Annotated in this window: 24 protein-coding genes and 1 tRNA gene; 9 read left to right on the top strand and 16 right to left on the bottom strand. The window is 70.0% G+C overall.

Annotated features, from left to right (window positions below; all coding sequences use genetic code 11):
- Window positions 1–15 precede the first annotated feature (15 nt).
- Window positions 16–1,917 carry an outer membrane protein assembly factor BamB family protein gene (locus tag ACZ434_RS24525; RefSeq protein ID WP_468459294.1) on the top strand — a complete coding sequence of 634 codons (1,902 nt, stop codon included), beginning with the start codon at window positions 16–18 and terminating at the stop codon, window positions 1,915–1,917.
- 222 nt (window positions 1,918–2,139) lie between these two features.
- Window positions 2,140–2,814, top strand: coding sequence for a helix-turn-helix transcriptional regulator (locus ACZ434_RS24530; RefSeq protein ID WP_468459296.1), 675 nt, complete (start codon window positions 2,140–2,142; stop codon window positions 2,812–2,814).
- A gap of 590 nt (window positions 2,815–3,404) precedes the next feature.
- Here the strand turns inward: ACZ434_RS24530 and ACZ434_RS24535 are convergent.
- Window positions 3,405–3,719, bottom strand: a complete 315-nt coding sequence (locus tag ACZ434_RS24535) for a hypothetical protein (RefSeq protein ID WP_468459298.1) — start codon at window positions 3,717–3,719, stop codon at window positions 3,405–3,407.
- Between the two features lie 21 nt (window positions 3,720–3,740).
- Window positions 3,741–5,420 carry a sodium:solute symporter family protein gene (locus ACZ434_RS24540; protein WP_468459300.1) on the bottom strand — a complete coding sequence of 560 codons (1,680 nt, stop codon included), beginning with the start codon at window positions 5,418–5,420 and terminating at the stop codon, window positions 3,741–3,743.
- A gap of 176 nt (window positions 5,421–5,596) precedes the next feature.
- On the opposite strand from ACZ434_RS24540, the gene galT reads away from it, so the two are divergent.
- Genes galT through galK form a run of 3 tightly spaced genes read left to right on the top strand, consistent with a single transcriptional unit; the run spans window position 5,597 to window position 8,806 of the window.
- Window positions 5,597–6,658 (top strand): galactose-1-phosphate uridylyltransferase, encoded by a 1,062-nt coding sequence (galT, locus tag ACZ434_RS24545; protein WP_468459302.1) that lies wholly within the window; start codon window positions 5,597–5,599, stop codon window positions 6,656–6,658.
- A complete protein-coding gene (gene galE, locus ACZ434_RS24550) occupies window positions 6,655–7,617 on the top strand; it encodes a UDP-glucose 4-epimerase GalE (RefSeq protein WP_468459304.1) in 963 nt (320 codons plus the stop codon). The genes galT and galE overlap by 4 nt, the downstream gene beginning before the upstream one ends.
- Window positions 7,618–7,645: 28 nt before the next feature.
- Window positions 7,646–8,806, top strand: coding sequence for a galactokinase (gene galK / locus ACZ434_RS24555; protein WP_468459306.1), 1,161 nt, complete (start codon window positions 7,646–7,648; stop codon window positions 8,804–8,806).
- A gap of 3 nt (window positions 8,807–8,809) precedes the next feature.
- On the opposite strand, the gene ACZ434_RS24560 is transcribed toward galK, so the two are convergent.
- Window positions 8,810–9,262 carry a GNAT family N-acetyltransferase gene (locus tag ACZ434_RS24560; RefSeq protein ID WP_468459308.1) on the bottom strand — a complete coding sequence of 151 codons (453 nt, stop codon included), beginning with the start codon at window positions 9,260–9,262 and terminating at the stop codon, window positions 8,810–8,812.
- A 227-nt stretch (window positions 9,263–9,489) separates the two neighbouring features.
- Here ACZ434_RS24560 and ACZ434_RS24565 point away from each other — a divergent pair, with 227 nt between their 5' ends.
- Window positions 9,490–10,257 carry a LuxR C-terminal-related transcriptional regulator gene (locus ACZ434_RS24565; RefSeq protein ID WP_468459310.1) on the top strand — a complete coding sequence of 256 codons (768 nt, stop codon included), beginning with the start codon at window positions 9,490–9,492 and terminating at the stop codon, window positions 10,255–10,257.
- Here the strand turns inward: ACZ434_RS24565 and tamR are convergent.
- Complete coding sequence (gene tamR, locus ACZ434_RS24570) at window positions 10,216–10,713, bottom strand: MarR family transcriptional regulator TamR (protein ID WP_468459312.1); 498 nt, start codon at window positions 10,711–10,713, stop codon at window positions 10,216–10,218. The two genes, ACZ434_RS24565 and tamR, sit on opposite strands and share 42 nt — an antisense overlap.
- 115 nt (window positions 10,714–10,828) lie before the next feature.
- On the opposite strand from tamR, the gene ACZ434_RS24575 reads away from it, so the two are divergent.
- Complete coding sequence (locus ACZ434_RS24575; protein WP_468459314.1) at window positions 10,829–11,632, top strand: trans-aconitate 2-methyltransferase; 804 nt, start codon at window positions 10,829–10,831, stop codon at window positions 11,630–11,632.
- A gap of 1 nt (window position 11,633) precedes the next feature.
- Here ACZ434_RS24575 and ACZ434_RS24580 read toward each other — a convergent pair whose 3' ends face one another.
- The 4 genes from ACZ434_RS24580 to ACZ434_RS24595 are packed head-to-tail and all read right to left on the bottom strand — an operon-like array spanning window position 11,634 to window position 13,858.
- Window positions 11,634–11,882: a type II toxin-antitoxin system RelE family toxin gene (locus tag ACZ434_RS24580; protein WP_468459316.1), complete on the bottom strand. Its 249-nt coding sequence runs from the start codon at window positions 11,880–11,882 to the stop codon at window positions 11,634–11,636.
- Window positions 11,879–12,130, bottom strand: a complete 252-nt coding sequence (locus ACZ434_RS24585; RefSeq protein ID WP_468459318.1) for a type II toxin-antitoxin system Phd/YefM family antitoxin — start codon at window positions 12,128–12,130, stop codon at window positions 11,879–11,881. Before ACZ434_RS24585 ends, ACZ434_RS24580 begins: the two co-directional genes overlap by 4 nt.
- Window positions 12,131–12,170: 40 nt before the next feature.
- Window positions 12,171–12,848, bottom strand: coding sequence for a TetR family transcriptional regulator (locus ACZ434_RS24590; protein ID WP_385046569.1), 678 nt, complete (start codon window positions 12,846–12,848; stop codon window positions 12,171–12,173).
- Window positions 12,845–13,858 carry an acyl-CoA desaturase gene (locus tag ACZ434_RS24595; protein ID WP_468459321.1) on the bottom strand — a complete coding sequence of 338 codons (1,014 nt, stop codon included), beginning with the start codon at window positions 13,856–13,858 and terminating at the stop codon, window positions 12,845–12,847. Before ACZ434_RS24595 ends, ACZ434_RS24590 begins: the two co-directional genes overlap by 4 nt.
- Window positions 13,859–14,148: 290 nt before the next feature.
- Between ACZ434_RS24595 and ppc the strand changes: the two genes are divergently transcribed.
- Window positions 14,149–16,890 carry a phosphoenolpyruvate carboxylase gene (gene ppc / locus ACZ434_RS24600; protein WP_468459322.1) on the top strand — a complete coding sequence of 914 codons (2,742 nt, stop codon included), beginning with the start codon at window positions 14,149–14,151 and terminating at the stop codon, window positions 16,888–16,890.
- A gap of 57 nt (window positions 16,891–16,947) precedes the next feature.
- Here ppc and ACZ434_RS24605 read toward each other — a convergent pair whose 3' ends face one another.
- From ACZ434_RS24605 to ACZ434_RS24635, 7 genes are all read right to left on the bottom strand, one after another.
- Window positions 16,948–17,466: a hypothetical protein gene (locus ACZ434_RS24605; RefSeq protein WP_468459324.1), complete on the bottom strand. Its 519-nt coding sequence runs from the start codon at window positions 17,464–17,466 to the stop codon at window positions 16,948–16,950.
- Window positions 17,467–17,555: 89 nt separating this feature from the next.
- On the bottom strand, window positions 17,556–18,167 hold the full coding sequence (pth, locus tag ACZ434_RS24610; protein ID WP_468459326.1) for an aminoacyl-tRNA hydrolase: 612 nt from the start codon (window positions 18,165–18,167) through the stop codon (window positions 17,556–17,558).
- A 108-nt stretch (window positions 18,168–18,275) separates the two neighbouring features.
- Window positions 18,276–18,860, bottom strand: a complete 585-nt coding sequence (locus tag ACZ434_RS24615; RefSeq protein WP_468459328.1) for a 50S ribosomal protein L25/general stress protein Ctc — start codon at window positions 18,858–18,860, stop codon at window positions 18,276–18,278.
- Between the two features lie 207 nt (window positions 18,861–19,067).
- Window positions 19,068–20,048, bottom strand: a complete 981-nt coding sequence (locus ACZ434_RS24620; protein ID WP_468459330.1) for a ribose-phosphate diphosphokinase — start codon at window positions 20,046–20,048, stop codon at window positions 19,068–19,070.
- A gap of 88 nt (window positions 20,049–20,136) precedes the next feature.
- The gene (gene glmU / locus ACZ434_RS24625) at window positions 20,137–21,582 is read right to left on the bottom strand and encodes a bifunctional UDP-N-acetylglucosamine diphosphorylase/glucosamine-1-phosphate N-acetyltransferase GlmU (RefSeq protein WP_468459332.1); all 1,446 of its coding nucleotides are present in this window, start codon (window positions 21,580–21,582) and stop codon (window positions 20,137–20,139) included.
- 111 nt (window positions 21,583–21,693) lie between these two features.
- Window positions 21,694–21,770: transfer RNA gene (locus ACZ434_RS24630), tRNA-Gln, on the bottom strand.
- A gap of 15 nt (window positions 21,771–21,785) precedes the next feature.
- Window positions 21,786–22,646 (bottom strand): hypothetical protein, encoded by an 861-nt coding sequence (locus ACZ434_RS24635; protein ID WP_468459334.1) that lies wholly within the window; start codon window positions 22,644–22,646, stop codon window positions 21,786–21,788.
- Between the two features lie 167 nt (window positions 22,647–22,813).
- Between ACZ434_RS24635 and ACZ434_RS24640 the strand changes: the two genes are divergently transcribed.
- Window positions 22,814–24,139 carry a sensor histidine kinase gene (locus ACZ434_RS24640; protein ID WP_468459336.1) on the top strand — a complete coding sequence of 442 codons (1,326 nt, stop codon included), beginning with the start codon at window positions 22,814–22,816 and terminating at the stop codon, window positions 24,137–24,139.
- Between the two features lie 13 nt (window positions 24,140–24,152).
- Here ACZ434_RS24640 and ACZ434_RS24645 read toward each other — a convergent pair whose 3' ends face one another.
- A complete protein-coding gene (locus ACZ434_RS24645; protein WP_468459338.1) occupies window positions 24,153–24,647 on the bottom strand; it encodes an SUKH-3 domain-containing protein in 495 nt (164 codons plus the stop codon).
- Between the last annotated feature and the right edge of the window lie 19 nt (window positions 24,648–24,666).

Below are 24,666 nucleotides of genomic sequence, written 5' to 3' on the forward strand. Positions count from 1 at the left end.
CGAGGTACTCACGTCATGACCCAGCCGCCTCCGCCGCCCAACCAGCCTCCGCAGCAGCCCGGGTTCGGGCCGCCGCAGGACCCCTCGCCGGATCCCACGCCCGGTCCCACGCCGGGTTCCTCGCAGCAGCCTGCACCGTCTCCGCAGCCGCCCGCCGCTCCGTCCGGGCCCGACCTGGCCAAGGCGCCCCAGCCCGGGTACGGCTATCCGCAGGCCCCCGCGACTCCTCCGCCGGCCGCGCCTCCGGCCGCCCCGCAGGGGCCCGGCTACGGGTACCCGCAGCAGCCGCCGGCCGCCGGGTACGGATACCCGGGGCAGCAGCCGGGGCCGTACGGGCAGCCGCAGCAGCCCGGCGTGTACGGGCAGCCGCAGCAGCCGGGTGCGTACGGGCAACCGGGGTACGGGTATCCGCAGCCGCCCACCATGCCCATGCAGCCGCAGCCGCAGCCGGGCGGCGGGCGGAAGTTCAACGCGCAGGCGGCCATCATCGTCTCCGCGGTCGTGGCCATCGCGCTGATCGTCGGCGGCGGGGTCTACTACGCCTCGTCCGGCAAGGACGACGACAAGCAGACCACCGCGGACGGCGGGGGCGAGGACGGGAAGAACGGCGAGAGCAAGGGCGGCGCCGGCGGCTCCTCCTCCGGCGGTGACGCCAAGGAGAAGGCCCCGGCCGACACCGGCTCCAAGGTGCTGTTCCAGGTGCCCGCGCCCAAGGTGCCCGAGGGCGTCTCGACCATCGCCACGTCCGGTTCCTGGCTGACCGACACGGTGTACGCCAAGAGCGGCATCGCCGAGATCGTCGGCTACGACCGCGCGAAGGGCACCGAGAAGTGGACCATCGGCCTTCCCGGGCCGGTGTGCAGCGCGACCGAGCACGTCACCGACGACAACAGGACGGCGGTCGTCCACAAGGCGAAGATGCCGACGAAGAAGAACCCGGAGGCCTGCACCCAGGTCACGCTGATCGACCTGGAGGCGGGCAAGCAGCTCTGGTCCAAGACCGCCAAGTCCGGCACCACGCCGATCAACTTCAACAACGTCACCCTCGGCGGCGGCACCGTCGCCGCAGGCAGCACCAGCGGCGGCGCCGCCTGGGACATCGCCTCCGGCAAGGAGCTGTGGGCGCCCAAGACGTCCGACACGTGCTTCGACTCCGGGTACGGCGGCGGCGAGAAGCTGGTCGCGGTCCGCAAGTGCGGCCCGTACGACCAGCGGCAGCTGCACATCCAGAACGTCGACCCGAAGACCGGCAACGTCATCACCGAGTACAAGATGGAGGAGGGCATCGAGTACGCCGCGGTGGTCTCCACCGACCCGCTGGTCGTGGCCGCCGACGTCGGTGACTCCGCCGGTGACGGCAGCGGCATCTCGGACTTCTTCTCCATCGACAACAAGACCGGCAAGCTCCGTGCGCGGATCGCCGCCCCCGGTGAGGACTTCGCGGCCCGCTGCGACGCCATCTACAAGCTGGAGGACTGCAGCGCGCTCGCCGTCGGCAACGACAGGCTGTACATCTCGACCGAGGAGCACGAGGGCAGCGGCGAGTCGTTCAGCCAGACCAACGAGATCGTGGCCTTCGACCTGGCGACCGGCAAGCAGACCGGTCAGCGGGCCGACGCGGGTGACGGGTACGACCTCGTCCCGCTGCGGATGGACGGCGGCAACGTGATCGCCTACAAGCGTCCGCCGTACGACAAGGGCGGGCAGATCGTGAGCATCGACGGGGGCACCTTCAAGCAGACGGTGCTGCTGGAGAACCCCGCGACGGAGGCCGTGCGCGACGCCGAGACGCGGATGCTGCCGACGTCGGCGGAGATCCTCTACTCGCAGGGCGGTCTGTACATGTCCAAGGTGTACGCCAGTGACTTCACGACGAAGGACAAGGAGTACCTGGTCGTCGCCTTCGGAACGGGCTGATCGCCTGTCCGGTTGACGATGATCGCTTCCACGGCCCCGTTCCTGCTCAGGAACGGGGCCGTGCGCGTACCGCTCATCGGGTGTCCGTCGCCGGTGAATACGAGATTTTCGGTGATCCGGGGCGATTCTCGTCGGTAGGGGGAGCGCGACGTCGAACAAGCGTGTAGCTTCCGGGGGCATCCGGGGGTCCGGGGGGCGTTGTTATGGGGGGTTGGTTGTTCGATGGGTGTGCGGTTGATGGTGGTCGACGACCACCGGCTGCTCGCCGAGGCGTTGGCCTCGGCGCTGAAGCTGCGGGGGCACCGGGTGCTGGCCGCGGCGGCGCCGGCGGTGGGGGCAGCGGATCTGGTGATCAGCCGGGCGCCGGAGGTGTGTCTGCTGGGGACGGCGGCGCCGGCGGAGCCGGGGACGTTCGATCCGGTGGTGAAGATCAAGCGGGAGCGGCCGGCGGTGGCGGTGGTCGTGCTGGGGCCGGTGCCGTCGCCCCGGGGCATCGCGGCGGCGTTCGCGGCGGGGGCGTCGGGGTACGTGCGGCACGACGAGCGGATCGAGGGTGTCGAGCGGGCGATCATGAAGGCGCGGGCGGGGGAGGCCGCGGTGGCGCCGCAGTTGTTGCAGGGGGCGTTCGGTGAGCTGCTGAATCCCGTGGCACAGCCGGACGACGAGGGTGCGCGGCTGCTGCAGATGCTGACGCCTCGGGAGGTGGAGGTGCTGGTGCGGGTGGCGGACGGGGAGGACACCCGGCTGATTGCGGCGGGGATGGGCATCGCACCGTCCACGGCGCGCACGCATGTGCAGCGGGTGCTGATGAAACTGGGCGTGGGGTCCCGCCTGGAGGCGGCGGCGCTGGCCGCGCGGACGGGGCTGCTGGACCGGGCGGGCGGCCGGGCCGACTGAGGGACCACTGTCCCTCCGGTGGGGGTCCGGGTCTCGTGCCTGCAGCGCCACTGTCCCTCCGGTGGGGGTACGGGTTGCATGCCTGCGGCGCCACTGTCCCTTCGGTGGGGGTGCGGGTAGCGCCTGCGGTGGGTGGGTGGGTCGGTGCCGGGTCGGGGGTGGCCGTCCTCGGACTGGCGCGGAATAGGCCGGCTGGTAGGGGTTCGGGGCGCGGACGCGCCAGTCGCTGCGGGCGACCACCCCCGCCCCGTCCCCTTCCCGCCGCGCGCGACCACTGCCGCACCACGCCGTCCACCCCGGCCGCCGTACGCGCCCGCAGGCAGCCCACGGCCACTTCTCCGCCCGCCGCTCTCCGAGGGCAGTCTGCCGCTCCCCCGCGCGATCCGCGGGCAGTCGTGCCACTCCTCCGCGCTCCGCGGGCAGTCGTGCCGCTGGGGCGGCACGGGTGGGCGCGACGGCACCCCGTGGGCGCCGGGCTGCGCCGCCACCCCCCGCCCAGCATCGACGCCGGGCACCCGATGAAGCGCCGGGCTGCACAGCCCACCGACGCCGGGGCACCCACCCCGCACCGGGCTGCACAGCCCCCGCCCTCACCCCCGCTCAGGCGACTCCCCGTCACCCCGCGGCACCGGCGGAGCCACCGGGCGGAGGTGCAGCCACAGCAGGAACAGCAGCCCGAGGATCAGCATCCCCAACCCCGTCCACAGGTTGATGTTGACCCCCTCCGCCTTGTCGATGTCCGCATCGGACGCGGTGAACCCGGCGATCATGACGATCACCCCGTACACCACGAACAACCCCCCGATGATCCGACGGATGTCGAACAACCGGGCGGCCGTGACGGACTTGGTCTCCAGCTCGGTGATCTCCTGCTGAAGATCACGCTCGGAGTGGTGCTCGGACATGGTCCCTCAATCCTCCCGCGTTCAGAACGAGAACGGGATGTAGCAGGCGGCAGCCAGAATCACCGCACCCCAGCCGAGCAGCGCCGGCTTGCGGTACCACGCGTCGTCGCCCTCCGCGGGCGGCTCCGCCATACCGGGGGAGCGCGTGCCGTAGACCAGCCCCTGGAGTTCCCCGGCGGGCTTGGGCGCGGTGAAGAGGGATACGGCGACCATGACCACCGCTCCCGCGACGAACCCCGCGATCGCGGAGACGAAGTTGGCTCCCTGGTCGGTGGGGATGTCGATGATGCCCTGCTTGTAGATGACGAAGTAGTTGACCATCGCGGCGGTGGTGCCGGCGATCAGCCCCCAGAAGCCGGACTTCATCGACGCCCGCTTCCAGAACATGCCGATGATGAAGACGACGAACATCGGCACGTTGAAGAAGGAGAACAGCGTCTGGAGGTAGGCCATGATGTTGGAGAAGGAGCTGGCCAGGAACGCCGTGCCGATGGAGGCGAGCACGCCGATCGCGGTGATCAGGCGGCCGAAGCGGACGTAGTACTCGTCCTCGCGGTGCCTGACGACGTACTTCTGCCAGATGTCGGCGGTGAAGACGGTGTTGAAGGACGAGACGTTCGCCGCCATGCCCGCCATGAACGCGGCGAGCAGGCCGGTGACGGCGATGCCCAGGACGCCGTTGGGCAGGAGCTGCTGCATCAGGTAGGGGATGGCGTCGTTGTACTGGAGGTCGGAGTCGCCGGTGCCGATCTGCGGGACCAGGACGGCCGCCACCAGGCCCGGGATCATCACGAGGAACACGATGAAGATCTTCGGGAAGGCCGCGATGAGCGGGGTGCGCTGGGCCGCGGAGAGGTTCTTCGCGGACAGGGCGCGCTGCACCTCGGCGAAGTTGGTCGTCCAGTAGCCGAAGGAGAGGACGAAGCCGAGGCCGAGGACGATGGTCAGCCAGTTCGCGCCGAGCGGGTTGTCGCTGCCGATGCCGGTGCCGCCCCAGGCGGTCATGAAGTCGCCGCCGCGTGACTCGGTGAGGGAGTCGGACAGGCCGTCCCAGCCGCCGACGCTCTTCAGGCCGAGCACGGTGATGGGGATGAGCGCGGCCAGGATGACGAAGAACTGCAGGACCTCGTTGTAGATCGCCGAGGACAGGCCGCCCAGGGTGATGTAGGCCAGGACGAAGAAGCCGGCGACGACGATCGCCACCCACTGCGGCCAGCCGAGGAGGGCCTCCACGACGATCGCGAGGGCGTAGAGGTTGACGCCGGCGATCAGGATGGCGGCGGCCGCGAAGAGGACCGCGCTGAGCAGGTGGGCCGCCTTGTCGAAGCGCAGCAGCAGGAACTCGGGGACGGAGCGGACCTTGCTGCCGTAGTAGAACGGCATCATCACCAGGCCCAGGAACACCATCGCGGGGATGGCGCCGATCCAGTACCAGTGGGTCGTGTAGACGCCGTACTGGGCGCTGTTGGCGGCCATGCCGAGGATCTCGGTGGCGCCGAGGTTGGCCGCGATGAAGGCCAGACCGGTGACCCAGGCGGGCAGGGAGCGGCCCGAGAGGAAGAAGTCGAGGCTGGTTCTGACGGAGCGGCGGGCGGCGAAGCCGATGCCCAGCACGACGACGAAGTAGATCCCGAGGATCGTGTAGTCCAGCCAGTTGGTGGGGAGTCGAAGCTCGGCGGACAGGTATGTGGGGGTTTGCATACACACTCGCTTCGTTCGCGAACTGATCCAGTGCGGAACCTACGCCTCCGTGTTCAGTGACTGAACACTTTCGGTGATGTTCTTTGTTCGGTGGTGATGAGGGCCGCTCTCTGGTGAGTTGTGATGTGTTATGTTCGGTTGTGTTGGGTGATGGGTGGGTGCGGAGGAGTACGGCTGTGAAGAAGACGTCGACCCGGCTGGCCGACGGCCGCGAGCTCATCTACTACGACCTCGCCGACGACACCGTGCGGGACGCCGTGGACCGCCGTCCGCTGGACCCCACCGTCACCACCTCCGAGATCCGCCGCGACCCGCTGCTGGGCGACTCCGTCGCCATCGCCTCCCACCGCCAGGGGCGGACGTACCATCCGCCGGCCGACGAGTGCCCGCTGTGCCCCTCGGAGGGCGAGCGGCTCAGCGAGGTCCCCGACACGTCGTACGACGTGGTGGTCTTCGAGAACCGCTTCCCCTCGCTGGCGGGCGATGCGGGCAGGTGCGAAGTCGTCTGCTTCACCTCCGACCACGACGCCTCCTTCGCGGATCTGAGCGAACGGCAGGCGCGGCTGGTGCTGGACGCCTGGACCGACCGCACGTCCGAGCTGTCGCATCTGCCCTCCGTCGAACAGGTCTTCTGCTTCGAGAACCGGGGGGCGGAGATCGGCGTCACCCTCCAGCACCCGCACGGGCAGATCTACGCCTACCCCTTCACCACCCCACGCACCGCCCTGACGCTGCGCCAAGTGGCCGCACACAAGGAGGCCACGGGCGGGGAGAACCTGTTCGACGCCGTGCTGGAGCGTGAACTGGCGGACCGGCGGATCGTCCTCGAGGGTGAACACTGGGTGGCCTTCGTGCCGTACGCAGCGCACTGGCCCTACGAGGTCCACCTGTATCCACGGCGCCGGGTGCCCGACCTGCTCGGACTGGACGAGGCGGCGCGCACGGAGTTCCCACAGGTGTATCTGGAACTCTTGAGGCGCTTCGACCGGATCTTCGGCGAAGGTGAGCCCCCCACGCCGTACATCGCGGCCTGGCACCAGGCGCCGTTCGGCGCGCCTGCGGAGTCCGACGGCGTCACGCGGGACGACTTCGCGCTCCATCTGGAGCTTTTCACCATCCGCCGCACCTCCGGCAAGCTGAAGTTCCTCGCGGGTTCCGAGTCCGGCATGAACGTGTTCATCAACGACGTGCCGCCGGAGCGCGCGGCCGAGCGACTGCGGGAGGTAGCGAGTTCATGAGCGGGAAGTACCTGGTCACCGGGGGTGCGGGATATGTCGGCAGTGTGGTCGCCCAGCACCTGATCGAGGCCGGACACGAGGTCGTCGTGCTCGACGACCTCTCCACCGGGTTCCGGGAAGGGGTTCCGGCCGGCGCGTCGTTCATCGAGGGCGACATCCGTGATGCCGCCGAATGGCTGGATTCCTCGTTCGACGGCGTGCTGCACTTCGCCGCCTTCTCCCAGGTCGGCGAGTCGGTGGTGAAGCCCGAGAAGTACTGGGACAACAACGTCGGCGGCACCATGGCCCTGCTCGCCGCGATGCGGCGGGCCGGTGTGCGCCGGCTGGTGTTCTCCTCCACCGCCGCGACGTACGGCGAACCCGAGCAGGTGCCGATCCCCGAGTCCGCCCCGACCAGCCCCACCAGCCCGTACGGCGCCTCGAAACTCGCCGTCGACCACATGATCACCGGCGAGGCGAAGGCCCACGGCCTGGGCGCCGTCTCCCTGCGCTACTTCAACGTGGCCGGCGCGTACGGGCGGTACGGCGAGCGCCACGACCCCGAGTCGCACCTCATCCCGCTCGTGCTCCAGGTGGCCCGGGGGCGGCGCGAGGCGATCTCCGTCTACGGCGACGACTACCCGACGCCCGACGGCACCTGCGTACGCGACTACATCCACGTCGCCGACCTCGCCGAGGCCCATCTGCTCGCCCTGAAGGCCGCCGTGCCCGGCGAGCACCTGATCTGCAACCTCGGCAACGGCAACGGCTTCTCCGTCCGCGAGGTCGTCGAGACGGTCCGCCGGGTCACCGGGCACCCGGTCCCCGAGATCGTGGCGGCGCGCCGGGGCGGCGACCCGGCGGTCCTGGTGGCGTCGGCCGACACGGCCCGCGAGAAGCTCGGCTGGAAGCCGACGCGCGCGGACCTCGCCGAGATCGTCGCGGACGCGTGGCGGTTCGCACAGCAGTACGCCGAGTAGCAGGCAGCGAAGGGGCAGGGAGCAGGGCATGAGCGAGACCAGCGGGTCCGTCGCCGAGCGGTTCGAGCGGCTCTACGGGACCGCGCCGGAAGGGGTGTGGGCGGCGCCGGGCCGGGTCAACCTCATCGGCGAGCACACCGACTACAACGACGGCTTCGTCATGCCGTTCGCCCTCCCGCACACCGCCGTCGCGGCCGTGTCCCGGCGCGAGGACGGTGTACTGCGGCTGCACTCCGACGACGTGGACACCCCCGTCGCCGAACTGACGGTGGACGCCCTCGCCCCCGGCACCGACAAGCGGTGGACCGCCTACCCGGCGGGCGTGGTCTGGGCACTGCGGGAGGCCGGGCACCCGGTCACCGGCGCCGACATCCACCTCGCCTCGACCGTCCCGGCGGGCGCGGGCCTGTCCTCGTCGGCCGCCCTGGAGGTCGTGGTCGCGCTGGCCCTGAACGACCTGTACGGACTGGGCCTGTCCGGCGGGCAGTTGGCCCGGCTGTGCCAGCGCGCGGAGAACGTCTACGTCGGCGCCCCGGTCGGCATCATGGACCAGACCGCCTCGGCCTGCTGCGAGAACGGCCACGCCCTCTTTCTCGACACCCGCGACCTCTCCCGGCGGCAGATCCCCTTCGACCTGGCCGCCGAGGGCATGCGCCTGCTCGTCGTCGACACCCGGGTCGAGCACAGCCACAGCGAGGGCGAGTACGGCAAGCGCCGCGCGGGCTGCGAGAAGGGCGCGGCCCTGCTCGGCGTGGACGCGCTCAGGGACGTACCGTACGGCGGACTGGACGCGGCGCTGGAGCGGCTCGGCGACGAGGAGGAGGTCCGCCGGCTGGTCCGTCACGTGGTGACGGAGGACGCCCGGGTCGAACGGGTCGTCGCCCTCCTGGAGTCGGGCGACACCCGCGCCATCGGCCCGGTCCTGGTCGAGGGCCACGCCTCCCTGCGCGACGACTTCCGCGTCTCCTGCCCGGAGCTGGACCTGGTGGTGGAGACGGCGGTGGCCGCGGGCGCCCTCGGCGCCCGGATGACCGGCGGCGGCTTCGGCGGCTCGGCGATCGTCCTGACGGAGGAGGCCGACGTCCCCGCCGTCACGAAGGCGGTCGAGGAGGCCTTCGCGGCGGCCGGCTTCACCTCGCCCCGGGTGTTCGAGGCGGTGCCTTCGGCGGGGGCCCGGCGGCTGCGCTGAGTCTCAGGCCAGCCGCTTCGTCAGGGTGTACTCCGTGATGCCCGGCGGGTAGTCGGGGATGACGCAGACGATCTCGTAGCCGTGGCGGCGGTAGAAGTCCGGGGCCTGGAAGTCCCAGGTCTCCACGCGGGAGGACGTGCAGCCGCGGGTGGTGGCGAGGCGTTCCGCCTCCGTGAGGAGGCGGGAGCCGAGGCCCGCGCCGCGGTGGCGGGCGTCGACCCAGAGGTAGGTGACGTGCAGCCAGGCCGTCCAGGTGTGGCCGACCAGGCCGCCGGCCAGTGCGCCGTTCGCGGTCAGCATCCACACGTGCAAAGGGGTTTCGCGTTCGTCCGGGGTTCCGCGCAGGGCGCGCAGGACCGGTGAGGCCGCCGTGTTGGTGGCCTTCAGCCGTCGGTGGAGCAGATCGCGTCGGGCCTTGTCGACTTCTGTCTCAAGACGAAACATGCGGCTCACCATAAACGCGTGAGCCCGCCAGTTCTGCAAATTTCCTTCCGCTCCCGGCCCTCGCCCGTACTCTGATGAGCAGCGCCGGTGGGGGCCGGTGCCGTTCGGGGGGCGGGGCGGCCGCGTCCCGCGTGCAGCGGGCGGGGCAACAGGATCTCGATGCCTGTCACCGCGCCGGTGTCGTCCCGTGACGATGGGGTAGTCCCCTGCTCTGGGAAGAGCGTGGGGAAGGGGGTTTCGTGGTTCGCATTCGAGTCCTGGTCGTCGACGACCATCGCATCTTCGCCGAGTCACTGGCCGCGGCGCTGGCCGCAGAGCCCGACGTCGACGTGTCCGCGGCGGGCAGCGGCCCGGCCGCGCTGCGCTGCCTGGAGCGGGCGGCCATGGAGGGACGGCGGTACGACGTCCTGCTCGTCGACGCCGACCTGGGCGGCAAGGTGCCCGGCGGCCGGCCGGCCGTCCCCGTGCAGGCCGGTGACGAGGACGGGCTCGTCGACGGGATGGCGCTGGTCACGGGCGTGCGCGCGGCGCAGCCGCAGGTACGGACCGTCGTCCTCGCCGAGAAGGACGACCCGGCCCGGGCCGCGCTCGCCCTGCAGGCGGGCGCCTCCGGCTGGGTCGCCAAGGACTGCTCGCTGAACCGGCTGCTCACCGTCATACGGGGCGTGCTGCGCGACGAGACGCATCTGCCGCCCGCGCTGCTCACGGGTGTGCTGCGGGAGCTGACCGCGGCCCGGCGGCACCGCACCGAGAGCGAACAGCTCGTGGAGTCCCTGACCCCGCGCGAGCGGGAGGTGCTGCGGTGCATGGTCGCGGGGCTGGGGCGCAAGGCCGTCGCCGAGCGCCTGTATCTGTCCCCGCACACCGTGCGCACCCACATGCAGAACGTCCTCGGCAAGCTGGGCGTGCACTCCACGCTGGCCGCGGTGGCCCTCGCCCGGCGGGCGGGTGTCGGGCCCGTCGACCTAACCGGGGATGTTGTCGAACGGGGCGGTCAACTGGCGTAGCAGACCGGCCAGTTCGGCGCGCTGGGCGTGGGTGAGCTCCGAGAGGATCGCCCGCTCCTGCGCCAGCAGCCCGGCCAGCGCCTGGTCGGCGCGGTCACGCCCCTCGTCCGTGAGCCGGACCAGGACACCGCGCCGGTCGCTCGGATCGGGCAGCCGCTCGACCAGGCCCTTCTTCGCGAGGCGGTCGATACGGTTGGTCATCGTGCCCGAGGTGACCAGGGTCTGGGTCAGCAGCTGCCCCGGCGAGAGCTGGTACGGGGTGCCCGCGCGGCGCAGCGCGGTCAGGACGTCGAACTCCCAGGACTCCAGGCCGTGCTCGGCGAACGCGAGGCGGCGCGCCCGGTCCAGGTGCCGGGCCAGCCGGCTCACCCGGCTGAGCACCTCGAGCGGTTCCACGTCGAGGTCCGGGCGCTCCCGGCGCCACGCTGCGACCAGCCGATCGACCTCGTCCTCCATGACGATCAGTGTAGTGGTTGTGTCGATGTGAAGTCTCTTGATGTCGAGTTTCTTGACGTCGAGAGGGGTGGTGGGTGACGCTGGGTACCCGTCCGTTCAGTCACCGGGAGGCCCCATGTCCGCGGCGACCCCTGCCTGGGACCCCGCCCAGTACCTGCGCCACGCCGGCCACCGCACCCGGCCCTTCACCGACCTGCTCGCCCGCGTCCCGGAACTGCCGGGGGACCCGCCCCGCATCGCCGACCTCGGCTGCGGCGCCGGCAACGCCACGGCCCTGCTCGCACACCGCTGGCCCACCGCCCGCATCACCGGCTACGACAACTCGCCCGAGATGCTCGAGCGGGCCCGCGCCGACCACCAGGGCGGCGGACTCGACTTCGCCCACGCCGACGTCCGCACCTGGACGCCGGACGGGACGTACGACCTGATCGTCAGCAACGCCACCCTGCAGTGGGTGCCGGGGCACGCCGACCGGTTCCGCGACTGGGTCGAAGGGCTCGCCCCCGGCGGCACCCTCGCCTTCCAGGTCCCCGGCAACTTCGACGCCCCCAGCCACCTGCTGATGCGCGAACTGGCCGCCACCCCGCGCCGGCGCGCCCGCCTGTCCGGCGTCCTGCGCCACGAAGACGCCGTACTCCGGCCGGAGGCCTACCTGGAGCACCTGACCGCCCTCGGCTGCACGACCGACGTCTGGGAGACGACGTACGTGCACCTGCTGACGGGGGACGATCCCGTCCTCGACTGGGTCAAGGGCACGGGTCTGCGTCCCGTCCTCACCGCCCTCGCGGACGACCCGGAGGCCCGGGACGCCTTCGTCGCCGAATACCGGACGGCCCTGCGCGCCGCCTACCCGCCCGGCCCCCACGGCACCCCGTTCCCCTTCCGCCGCGTCTTCGCGGTCGCCGTCAAAGCGGAGTGACTCAGGGGGTGCGCCCCAGATGGGTGACGAGGATGTGGATTACGTCGTCGTCGATGACGTAGAGCACGCGGTAGTCGTCAACGCGCAAACGGCGGGCCGTCGGTCCGTAGGCGACGGAGTTGGCAGGGCGGGGATCCTTCGCAAGGGTGTCGACGGCCTCGTACACAGCGGCCAGCCCGGACGGGTCGTCGCGAAGAAACCGTACGGCAGCGTCGGTGGCGTTGGGCTCCCAGAAGATGCGGTAACTCACGGACGCAGCCCCAGCATGCGTCCGACCTCTTCGTGCGAGACACCTTCACCAAGGGTGCCCGCAGCCTTACGGCGCTCATGGTCGGCGAGCGCCAAGGCGTCTTCCAGATCCTCTATCACCTGCGGAGATACGAGCAGTGCGGCCACGTGCCCGTGGTCCGTGAGCGCGATGGTCTCGCGGCCATGGGAGGCGCGACGGACGAGGTCGCCGAGCTGGGCACGGGCTGCGCTGATCGTGATCTCAGTCATGGGCGAAAGATTACACAAGATGAACCTTGTGTGCTGCCGGCTAACTCTTCCGGTGACCTATCAACCGAGGCTTCGGTTCCAGGCCGTCCAGGCCGTGCCAGGCCAGGTTGACCAGGTGCGCGGCCACCTCCGCCTTCTTCGGGCGGCGCACGTCCAGCCACCACTGGCCCGTCAGGGCGACCATCCCGACCAGGGCCTGCGCGTACAGCGGGGCAAGCTTCGGGTCGAAGCCGCGGGACTTGAACTCGCGGCCCAGGATGTCCTCCACCTGGGTGGCGATGTCCGAGATCAGGGAGGCGAAGGAACCCGTCGACTGGGGGATGGGGGAGTCCCGGACCAGGATGCGGAAACCGTCCGTGTACTCCTCGATGTAGTCAAGGAGCGCGAACGCCGCCTGCTCGCACAGCTCACGGGGGTGACCGGCCGTCAGCGAACCGGTCACCATGTCCAGCAGGCGCCGCATCTCGCGGTCCACCACCACCGCGTACAGGCCCTCCTTGCCGCCGAAGTGCTCGTACACCACCGGCTTGGAGACCCCGGCCTTCGCCGCGATCTCCTCCACCGACGTGCCCTCGAAGCCCTTCGCCGCGAACAGGGTGCGGCCGATCTCCAGCAGTTGCTGGCGGCGCTCCGCACCGGTCATCCGGGTGCGGCGCGCACGCCGCGGCTTGTCGTTGCTGGGAGTGCTGCTGGAGTCGGTCGCCACGGCGACCATCATGCCGCCTCGACGGGTTCCTTCCCGCGCCGGGCGTCGTCTTCCGCGATGTTGCGGCGCGAATCGATACGCGAGCGTGACGGCCACCGCACGTCGTACGCCCAGCCCAGCTGCTCGAACCAGCGGATCAGCCGGGCCGAGGAATCCAGCTGCCCCCGCTCCACACCGTGCCGCGCCGACGTCGGGTCGGCGTGGTGCAGGTTGTGCCAGGACTCACCGCACGACAGGACCGCCAGCCACCACACGTTGCCCGAACGGTCCCGCGACTTGAACGGGCGCTTGCCGACCGCGTGGCAGATCGAGTTGATCGACCACGTCACGTGGTGCAGCAGCGCCACCCGGACGAGCGAACCCCAGAAGAAGCCCGTGAACGCACCCCACCAGGACAGGGTGACCAGGCCGCCGATCAGCGCCGGCAGCGCCAGCGACAGCGCCGTCCACAGGATGAACTGCCGGGAGATCGCGCGCAGCGTCCTGTCCTTGATCAGGTCCGGCGCGTACTTGTCCTGCGGGGTCTGCTCCTCGTCGAACATCCAGCCGATGTGCGCCCACCACAGGCCCTTCATCAGCGCCGGAACCGTCTCCCCGTACCGCCACGGCGAATGCGGGTCGCCCTCCGCGTCGGAGAACTTGTGATGCTTGCGGTGATCGGCCACCCACCGCACCAGCGGGCCCTCCACCGCCATGGACCCGGCGATCGCCAGCGCGATCTTCAGCGGCCGCTTCGCCTTGAACGAACCGTGCGTGAAATGACGGTGGAAACCGATCGTGATGCCATGGCACCCGAGGAAGTAGAAGAAGACCAGCAGACCCAGGTCCAGCCAGCTCACCCCCCACCCCCACGCCAGCGGCACCGCCGCCACCAGCGCCAGGAACGGGACCGTGATGAAGAGCAGCAGCGTGATCTGCTCGATGGACCGCTTGCGCTCCCCGCCGAGCGTGGCGGAGGGCACTGCGTCGTCGGACCGGGGTTGCTTCGGGGCGTCGTCGAGCACATCGGAGCGTGAGGTCATGCGTGTCCCCTGTGGGGTATGTGGACGGGAGGGTGGTGCCGCGGCCGCCGGAAACACAGCCTTCCCTACGGTTCCGTAACCTACGGCAACGTAAGTATGGCAGTGCGTCGCCCGGCGGCAAGAGCCCGTGGCCCTGCGCGTCCGGGTCGACACCTATCCTGGAACCCGGTCGGACAGCGCGGTCCGCTCTGATTACTTCCCGGACGCCCGGCCCGTAAGCGGCGCACGCCGCACGGCGCCACGTCAGGGTTCCCTCCAGACCAGCTTCAACACTGCAAGGAGCCGCACCTGTGAGCAGTGCCGACGACCAGACCGTATCCACGGCGACCACGAGCAGCGAGCTGCGTGCCGACATCCGCCGACTGGGCGATCTCCTGGGAGAGACCCTCGTCCGCCAGGAAGGCCCGGAACTGCTCGACCTCGTCGAGAAGGTACGCCGACTCACCCGTGAGGACGGCGAGGCCGCGGCCGAGCTGCTGCGCGGCACCGAACTCCAGACCGCCGCCAAGCTGGTCCGCGCCTTCTCCACCTACTTCCACCTCGCCAACGTCACCGAACAGGTGCACCGCGGCCGCGAACTGCGCGCCCGCCGCGCCGCCGAGGGCGGACTGCTCTCCCGCACCGCCGACCGCCTCAAGGACGCCGACCCCGAACACCTGCGCGAGACCGTGCGCCACCTCAACGTGCGCCCCGTCTTCACCGCCCACCCCACCGAGGCCGCCCGCCGCTCCGTCCTCAACAAGCTCCGCCGGATCGCCGCCCTCCTCGACACCCCCGTCATCGCCTCCGACCGGCGCCGCCTCGACACCCGCCTCGCCGAGAACATCGACCTCGTCTGGCAGACCGACGAACTCCGCGTCGTCCGCCCCGAACCCGCCGACGAGGCCCGCAACGCCATCTACTACCTCGACGAACTCCACGCCGGCGCCGTCGGCGACGTCCTCGAGGACCTCACCGCCGAACTGGAGCGCGTCGGCGTCCACCTCCCCGACGACACCCGCCCCCTCACCTTCGGCACCTGGATCGGCGGCGACCGCGACGGCAACCCCAACGTCACCCCCCAGGTCACCTGGGACGTCCTCATCCTCCAGCACGAACACGGCATCAACGACGCCCTGGAGATGATCGACGAACTGCGCGGCTTCCTCTCCAACTCCATCCGCTACGCCGGCGCGACGGAGGAACTCCTCACCTCCCTCCAGGCCGACCTCGACGCCCTCCCCGAGATCAGCCCCCGCTACAAGCGCCTCAACGCCGAGGAGCCCTACCGGCTCAAGGCCACCTGCATCCGCCAGAAGCTGGAGAACACCAAGCTCCGCCTCGCCAAGGGCACCCCCCACGAGCCCGGCCGCGACTACCTCGGCACCGGCGAACTCCTCACCGACCTGCGCATCATCCAGGCCTCCCTGCGCGAACACCGCGGCGGCCTCTTCGCCGACGGACGCCTCGCCCGCACCATCCGCACCCTCGCCGCCTTCGGCCTCCAGCTCGCCACCATGGACGTCCGCGAACACGCCGACGCCCACCACCACGCCCTCGGCCAGCTGTTCGACCGCCTCGGCGAGGAATCCTGGCGCTACGCCGACATGCCCCGCGACTACCGCTCCAAGCTCCTCGCCAAGGAACTCCGCAGCAGGCGCCCGCTCGCCCCCACCCCCGCACCCGTCGACGACGCCGGCGAGAAGACCCTCGGCGTCTTCCAGACCGTCAAGCGCGCCCTCGCCGTCTTCGGACCCGAAGTCGTCGAGTCGTACATCATCTCCATGTGCCAGGGCGCCGACGACGTCTTCGCCGCCGCCGTACTGGCCAGGGAAGCCGGACTCATCGACCTCCACGCCGGCTGGGCGAAGATCGGCATCGTCCCGCTGCTGGAGACGACGGAGGAACTCAAGGCCGCCGACACCATCCTCGAGGACATGCTCGCCGACCCCTCCTACCGGCGCCTCGTCGCCCTGCGCGGCGACGTCCAGGAGGTCATGCTCGGCTACTCCGACTCCTCCAAGTTCGGCGGCATCACCACCAGCCAGTGGGAGATCCACCGCGCCCAGCGCCGCCTGCGCGACGTCGCCCACCGCTACGGCGTACGGCTGCGCCTCTTCCACGGCCGCGGCGGCACCGTCGGCCGCGGCGGCGGCCCCACCCACGACGCCATCCTCGCCCAGCCCTGGGGCACCCTCGAAGGCGAGATCAAGGTCACCGAACAGGGCGAGGTCATCTCCGACAAGTACCTCATCCCGTCACTGGCCAGGGAAAACCTGGAACTGACCGTCGCCGCCACCCTCCAGGCGTCCGCCCTGCACACCGCACCCCGCCAGTCCGACGAGGCCCTCGCCCGCTGGGACGCCGCCATGGACCTGGTCTCCGACGCCGCCCACACCGCCTACCGCAGGCTCGTCGAGGACCCCGACCTGCCGACGTACTTCCTCGCCTCCACCCCCGTCGACCAGCTCGCCGACCTCCACCTCGGCTCACGGCCCTCCCGCCGCCCCGGCTCCGGCGTCTCCCTCGACGGACTGCGCGCCATCCCCTGGGTGTTCGGCTGGACCCAGTCCCGGCAGATCGTCCCCGGCTGGTTCGGCGTCGGCTCCGGCCTCAAGGCACTGCGCGACGCCGGACTCGACACCGTCCTCGACGAGATGCACCAGCAGTGGCACTTCTTCCGCAACTTCATCTCCAACGTCGAGATGACCCTCGCCAAGACCGACCTGCGCATCGCCCAGCACTACGTCGACACCCTCGTCCCCGACGAACTCAAGCACGTCTTCGACACCATCAAGGCCGAACACGAACTGACCGTCGCCGAGGTCCTGCGCGTCACCGGCGAGACGGAACTCCTCGACGCCGACCCGGTCCTCAAGCAGACCTTCACCATCCGCGACGCCTACCTGGACCCCATCTCCTACCTCCAGGTGGCCCTCCTCAAGCGCCAGCGCGACACCACCACCGCCGACGAACAGCCCGACCCGCTGCTCTCCCGCGCCCTGCTGCTCACCGTCAACGGAGTCGCGGCCGGCCTGCGCAACACCGGCTGACCCGAACAGCCGAAAGGGGGCGCCCGACTCGTACGAGCCGGGCGCCCCCTTTCGGCCTCACACCACCAGGAAAGCCGCCGTGAGCAGCGCCGCCCCCGACAGCGCCATCACCCAGGCCACCCGCGTCCGCAGCAGACCCCCCGCCACGACCACCGACGCGAGCAGCAGCGCACCACCCAGCGGCACCCACGCGTAGAGAATCCCGGCCGGCCCCGAACGGACCCCCTCCGCACCGCCCGGCTTCAGCACCACCGTGTACGTGCGGCCCTTCTCCACGGCCACCGAGTCCTCCAGCACGACCTCCGCACGCGGCTGCGAACCCGGCGACAACGGCGTGTACGGCCCCGTGCACGCGTCCCGCGCGCACCCGGTCACCACGACCGTGCCCCGCTCACGCCCCGCCGTCAGCATCGCGTGCTGCGCCGTACCCCACGACGCCCACACCCCCGCGATCAGGATCAGCGCCGTGACCGTGCCCATCGCCGCGAACCGGCCGAAACGCAGCACGGCGGCGGAACCACCGGAGGAGACGCGACGGGGGGAGGCGCGACGGGGAGAGCGGGCCGCAGAAGGCATGGCCGAGATCCTTGGCCATGACATCGCAGTCGGTCAACTCCGGGTGGGCGGGCAACCCCCACAACCCGACCCGAAGCCCCCTCAACCCCTCACGAGTTGTACGTCCCCTGCGCCCGCTCCAGACCCTCCAGCACCAGACACTCCACCGCGTCCGCCGCACGGTCCACGAAGTAATCCAGCTCCTTGCGCTCCACCGAGGAGAAATCCCTCAGCACGAAATCCGCCACCGGCATCCGCCCCGGCGGCCGCCCGATCCCGAACCGCACCCGGTGATAGTCCCGCCCGAACGCACCCGTCAGCGACTTCAGCCCGTTGTGACCGTTGTCCCCGCCCCCCAGCTTCAGCCGCAGCGTCCCGAAGTCGATGTCCAACTCGTCATGGACCGCCACCACCCGCTCCGCCGGCACCTTGTAGAAGTCCCGCAACGCGTTCACCGGACCGCCCGACAGATTCATGTACGACATCGGCTTCACCAGCACCACCCGCCGGCCCACCGGACCCGGAGGACCGACACGACCCTCCACCACCTGAGCCTGCGCCTTACCCGCCCGCTTGAACCGGCCGCCCATCCGCTCCGCCAGCAGATCCGCCACCATGAACCCCACATTGTGCCGGTTCATCGCATACCCCGGCCCGGGATTGCCCAGCCCCACCACCAGCCACGGCCCCGCCGCACCCGCCGCATCCGTCGTCACACCCACGCCTCCTTCACCCGCGCCGCCCGCATCCACGCACACGCGACTCCATACACGTCGGCCGCTGCCCCACAAGGGAACAGCGGCCGACGAAACGACGACTCCGGAGAACGATCAGGCCTGCGCGGCCTCGTCCTCGTCCTCAGTGGTCTCCTCCGCCTGCGCGGCCAGCACCTGGAGAACGACCGTGTCCTCCTCGACGGCCAGCTTCGCACCCGCGGGCAGCTCGATGTCCTTGGCCAGGATGGCCGCACCGGCCTCCAGACCCTGGATGGAAACGGTCACACCCTCGGGGATGTTCGTCGCCTCGGCCTCCACCGGCAGCGCCGGGAGCACGTGCTCCAGCAGGTTGCCGCCCGGAGCCAGCTCACCCTCGGCGTTCACCGGGATCTCCACCTGGACGCGCTCGCCACGCTTCACCTTCAGCAGGTCCACGTGCTCCAGGAAACCCTTCAGCGGGTCACGCTGCACGGCCTTCGGAATCGCCAGCTGCGTCTCCTTGCCGTCGATGACCAGCTCGATCAGCACGTTCGGCGTACGCAGCGCCAGCAGCAGCTCGTGACCCGGCAGCGTCACGTGCAGCGGCTCGAGACCGTGCTCGTACACGACACCCGGAACGTTGTTCTCACGACGGATACGGCGCGCGGCACCCTTGCCGAACTCGGTGCGCGTCGCGGCGGAGATCTTCACCTCGGACATGCTCACTCCTCGAAGTCAGAAACGGACGTGGTCACCCGGCCACGAACGGCCTGCTACGAAGAGCGCGTCGATAACGGAGCACCGTACGAGCTTCCAAACGAAGCGGTGCGGCCTCCCTCGCCGAGCAACTCGAGCAGTCTACTCGGACCAGGAGGCCGCACCCAAAACGATCAACGACACCCGTACGGACGCCCGACCGCAGAACCCTTACTGCTCGTCGAACAGGCTGGTCACCGAACCGTCCTGGAACACCTCACGCGCCGCACGCGCGATCGTCGGCGCGATCGACAGCACCGTGATCTTGTCCAGCGACTCACTCAGCTCCGCCGGCGTCGGCAGCGTGTCCGTGAACACGAACTCACTCACCCGCGAATTCTTCAACCGGTCCGCCGCCGGACCCGACAGCACACCGTGCGTCGCCGTCACGATGACGTCCTCCGCACCATGCGCGTACAACGCGTCCGCCGCCGCACAGATCGTGCCACCCGTGTCGATCATGTCGTCCACCAGCACACACACGCGGCCCTTCACCTCACCGACCACCTCGTGCACGGTGACCTGGTTCGCCACGTCCTTGTCACGCCGCTTGTGCACGATCGCCAGCGGAGCACCCAGCCGGTCGCACCAGCGGTCCGCCACCCGCACACGACCCGCGTCCGGAGACACCACCGTCAGCTTCGAACGGTCCACCTTCGCGCCCACGTAGTCCGCCAGCAGCGGCAACGCGAACAGGTGATCCACCGGACCGTCGAAGAAACCCTGGATCTGATCCGTGTGCAGATCCACCGCCAGCAGCCGCGTCGCGCCCGCCGTCTTCATCAGATCCGCGATCAGCCGCGCCGAGATCGGCTCACGGCCCCGGTGCTTCTTGTCCTGCCGCGCATAACCGTAGAACGGCACGATCACCGTGATCGACCGCGCCGACGCACGCTTCAGCGCATCGATCATGATCAACTGCTCCATGATCCACTTGTTGATCGGAGCAGTGTGGCTCTGGATCAGGAAACAGTCGGCACCACGAGCCGACTCCTGATACCGCACATAGATCTCACCATTGGCGAAGTCGAACGCCTTCGTCGGGACGACTTCGACCCCCAACTGACGGGCGACCTCCTCGGCAAGCTCGGGGTGGGCGCGGCCGGAGAAGAGCATCATCTTCTTCTCGCCGGTCGTCTTGATCCCGGTCACAGCACGTTCTCCTCAGAGGTGTCGCAGCAGGTGGGGGTGCAGATGTGCACTTATCACGGTACGCCGTCTCCGGACCGGCGAAATCCGGTCAGCCCTCCTCGGCCGACTCCCGGGAAGCCTCCTCCGCGGCCCGCGCCGCAGCACTCCCCGGACGCTTACGAGCCACCCAGCCCTCGATATTCCGCTGCTGACCACGGGCCACAGCCAACGAACCGGGCGGCACATCCTTCGTGATCACCGAGCCGGCAGCCGTGTAAGCGCCGTCCCCGATCGTGACAGGTGCCACAAACATGTTGTCCGAACCCGTCTTGCAATGCGAGCCGACCGTCGTGTGGTGCTTGTGCTCCCCGTCATAGTTGACGAACACACTCGCCGCACCGATGTTCGAAAACTCGCCGATCGTCGCATCACCCACATACGACAGATGCGGAACCTTCGTCCCCTCACCGATCGACGCGTTCTTCGTCTCCACATACGTACCGATCTTGCCCCTACGCGCCAACCGCGTCCCCGGACGCAAATACGCGAACGGACCCACCGACGCCTCAGGACCCACCTCGGCACCCACCGCCACCGTGTTGTCCACCCGCGCACCCGCACCCACACGCGTATCCGTCAACCGCGTGTTCGGACCCACCTCAGCCCCCTCCGCGAGATGCGTCACACCATGCAACTGCGTCCCCGGATGCACGACCGCGTCCCGCTCGAACGTCACCGTCGCATCCACCCACGTCGACGCCGGATCCACGACCGTCACGCCCGACAACATCGCCGCCGTCAACAACCGGTCGTTCAGAATCCGCCGCGCCTCCGACAACTGCACCCGGTTGTTGATCCCCGCGATCTCCCGGTGATCCCCCGCCACCGACGCACCCACCCGGTGCCCCGCCTCACGCAGAATCCCCAGCACATCCGTCAGGTACTCCTCACTCTGACTGTTGTCCGTACGCACCTTCTTCAACGCGTCCGCCAACAACGCACCGTCGAACGCGAACACACCCGAGTTGATCTCCCGGACCGCCCGCACCTCCTCCGACGCGTCCTTGTGCTCCACGATCGCCGTCACGGCACCGGAGCCGTCCCGGACGATCCGCCCGTACCCCGTCGCGTCCGGCACCTCCGCCGTCAGCACCGTCACCGCGTTGCCGTCGGCCGAATGCGTCGCGGACAACCGCCGCAACGTCTCCCCCGTCAGCAGCGGGGTGTCACCGCACACCACGACCACGGTCCCGTCCACGGAACCGCCCAGCTCCTCCAGCCCCATCCGCACCGCATGCCCCGTGCCGTTCTGCTCCGCCTGCACGGCCGTACGCACGTCCGGGGCGACCTCGGCGAGATGCGCGGTCACCTTCTCGCGGGCGTGACCCACGACGACGACCAGCTGCTCCGGCTCGAGCTCGCCGGCGGCGGTGAGAACGTGGCCCACCAGGGAACGGCCACAGATGTCGTGCAGAACCTTCGGTGTGGCCGACTTCATACGGGTGCCCTCACCCGCTGCGAGGACGACGACGGCTGCCGGGCGGTTGGCGCTCACGGGATGCCCTTCGGCTGTTCGGGGAGGGGGTGGACATCCGCAGGATACCGGGGCGGGTGTGGGGGGACATGAGTGCGGGCCCTGACCTCGAAGTCAGGGCCCGCACCTGCGCTCCCGGGGCAGGAGTCGAACCTGCGTCTTACCTGGATTCAAAGTCCAGTCGCCCCTACCGACAGAGCAACCCGGGAATGCCGGGGCTCAGCCTACGGGGTTCGTTGTTTGGCTGCCACCACCATCCCGGACCACCATCCTTCGATACGGCGGTACAGTTCGGCGCCGCGCAGGACGGTGAGTACCAGGCAACCCCGGTAGCTCTCGCCCACGTTTTGGCGGACAGTTTTGGGGTTGTGCTTCTTGAGCGTGGTCCGCTGGAACTGGGCGACGTCGATGCCCACCAAGTCGGCCCAGTACCTCTCGGCGTCCGCGACATCAGCTGTCGTGTGGATCATGACGCGGCACCTCAAGCGCTCCCGTTCCACGCCGAGCATGTCAAGCCAAGCCAGGTAGAGCTGGATCATGTTGGGGTCGCTATTGACGAACTGCACGTTCTCGCGCCTGGCGTATGGCTTGTCCTTCGTGCCCTCGGCCCAGTAGAGAGCCACGCCGACCATGAAGAGTTCGCGGTCGGTCATTGTGCCGATCTCACTCGCGGCGGCCGCCTTTGTCTGCTGCCGTTCCTCCTCGCGCCGCCGCAGCGTGGCTTCCCAGCCGCGCTTCGCGATCGCCGAGGCTTCCTCGCGAGTGCGCTTGCGCTCCGGCTTGGGCAGGTCCCGTACCCACAGCGAGATCGAGCCCTTCGAGCACCCCAGCTCCACCTGGATCCGGTCGTACGTCCAGCCCTGGAGCCGGAGCTCCCTCGCCTTCTCCCGCAGGTCGTCCTTGGCGTTGGGGCGTTTGGTCCATTCCGGAGGCGGCTCGCCCTGGAGGAGGCGGTTGAGGATGTCGTTGTTGTCGACGTGGAGCCGGTCGCGGATCTGGCGTCGGCTCAGTCCTGCCCGCCGCAGCGCCACCGCCTGTTCCCGGAGGCTTTCGAAGTCGGTGTATTTGCCTGGTGCATGTGTCACATGCGTACCGTCCGGCCGGAATGGCCCCTTCCGTTGTCGAACAGTGACCGATTCAGCAGTTCGAGGGATTTCGGGTCGTACCGTGTCCGGTCGGTGACCCCGTGTGGTGGGGGTTCGGGGTGGAAACTCTGCGGATGTCGGGCGAGGGGCGCCCGTAGGGTGGGTGTATGACCACGACGGGGGAAGAGCGTGTGACGGCCCGGGGAGGGCCGTGGTGGTGGGACCGGCGGCGCGGTGCCGTGCTGGATGTGGGCCTGGCGGTGGTGTCCGCGCTGGAGTGCGGGATCGAGGGGATCCCGTTCGCGTGGGCGGCCGGGATTCCGGTGGCCGTGGGGGTCGTGTTCGGGCTGCTGGCGGGGTCGGTGCTGCTGGTGCGGCGGAGGTGGCCGATCGCGGTGGTGCTGGTGGCGATCGCGGTGACGCCGGCGTCGATGGGTTTCGTGCTGGGGACCGTGGGGCTGTATTCGCTGGCGGCGTCGGATCTGCCGCGGCGGATCATCGGTTCGCTGGCCGGGATGCAGTTGGTGGGGGTGCTCGTCGTGATGTTCGTGCGGTTGCGGCAGGACATCGCGCGGGAGGGCGTGGACGTCGGGGACTGGATCGTGCCGTTCGCGTCGATCACGACGGCGTTGGTGGCGACGGTTCCGCCGTTGTTGCTGGGGCTGTATGTGGGGGCGCGGCGGCGGTTGATGGAGAGTCTGCGGGAGCGGGCGGACAGTCTGGAGCGGGAGCTTCAGTTGCTGGCGGAGCGGGCCGAGGAGCGGGCGGAGTGGGCGCGGGGTGAGGAGCGGACGCGGATCGCGCGTGAGATGCATGACGTGGTGGCGCATCGGGTGAGTCTGATGGTGGTGCATGCTGCGGCGTTGCAGGCGGTGGCGCGGAAGGATCCGGAGAAGGCGGTGAGGAACGCGGCGCTGGTGGGGGACATGGGCCGGCAGGCGTTGACGGAGTTGCGGGAGATGCTCGGGGTGTTGCGGTCCGGTGGGGGTGCGGGGCGGCGGCCGGAGCGGGTGTCGGTGCCGTTGGCGGCGGTGGGGGCCGCTGCTGCGGCTGCGGCGTCGCGGGCGGTGGGTGAGGGTGCGGGCGCGGGTGCGGGTGAGGGGCCGTGTCTGTCGGAGATCGAGGAGTTGGTGGGGCAGTCGGCGGCTGCGGGGATGGTCGTGGATCTGTCGGTGGTGGGGGAGAGTCGTGCGTGTGCGCCGGAGGTGGAGTCGACGGCGTATCGGGTGGTGCAGGAGGCGTTGACGAACGTCCACAAGCATGCGGTGGGTGCGAAGACGTATGTGCGTCTGGCGTACCGGGTGTCGGAGATCGCGATGCAGGTGGAGAACGAGCCGCCGCCGGTGGCGGGGGAGGTGTCGGCGGGGTTGCCGTCGGGGGGGAACGGTTTGGTGGGGATGCGGGAGCGGGTGTCGGCTTTGGGTGGGGTGTTCGTGTCGGGGCCGACGGATGCGGGGGGTTTTCGGGTGTCGGCGGTGATTCCGGCGCCGTAGGGGTGGCTTTGGGTCAGCCGGCGGTGAGGCGTGTGGGGTGGATGCCGGTGATGAGGGTGGTGATGCCTTGGTCGATGGTGGGGCCGAGGTACCAGTCGCCGGTGTGGTCGAGGGCGTAGACGCGGCCTTGGGTGTCGATGGCGAGGAGTGCCTGGGTGTCGGTTTCGGCGCCGAGGGGGCAGATCCGGGTGTCGAGGGCGCGGCCGAGGTCGGCGAGGGTGCGGGCGGTGTGGAGGCCGTGGAGGGGGTCGAGGTGGAGGGTTGCGGGGGCGATGTGGCGGCCGGGTCCGGTGGGGGTGATGTGGAGTCCGCCGAATTCGGCCCAGGCTTCGACGGCGGCGGGGAAGACGGTGTGGCGGTGTCCGGCGGGTGAGGTGTGGTCGCGGAGGGTGTCGGCCCAGATTTCGGCTTGCTTGATGTCCCAGCGTCCGGGTTGCCAGCCGGCGGTGCGGAGGGCGGCGTCGACGGGTACGGCGAAGCGGGTGGTGGAGGTGCGGTCGGTGTGCATCTGCTCTTCGTTCGTCGTG

This window comes from Streptomyces sp. NPDC030893 (assembly GCF_055571535.1).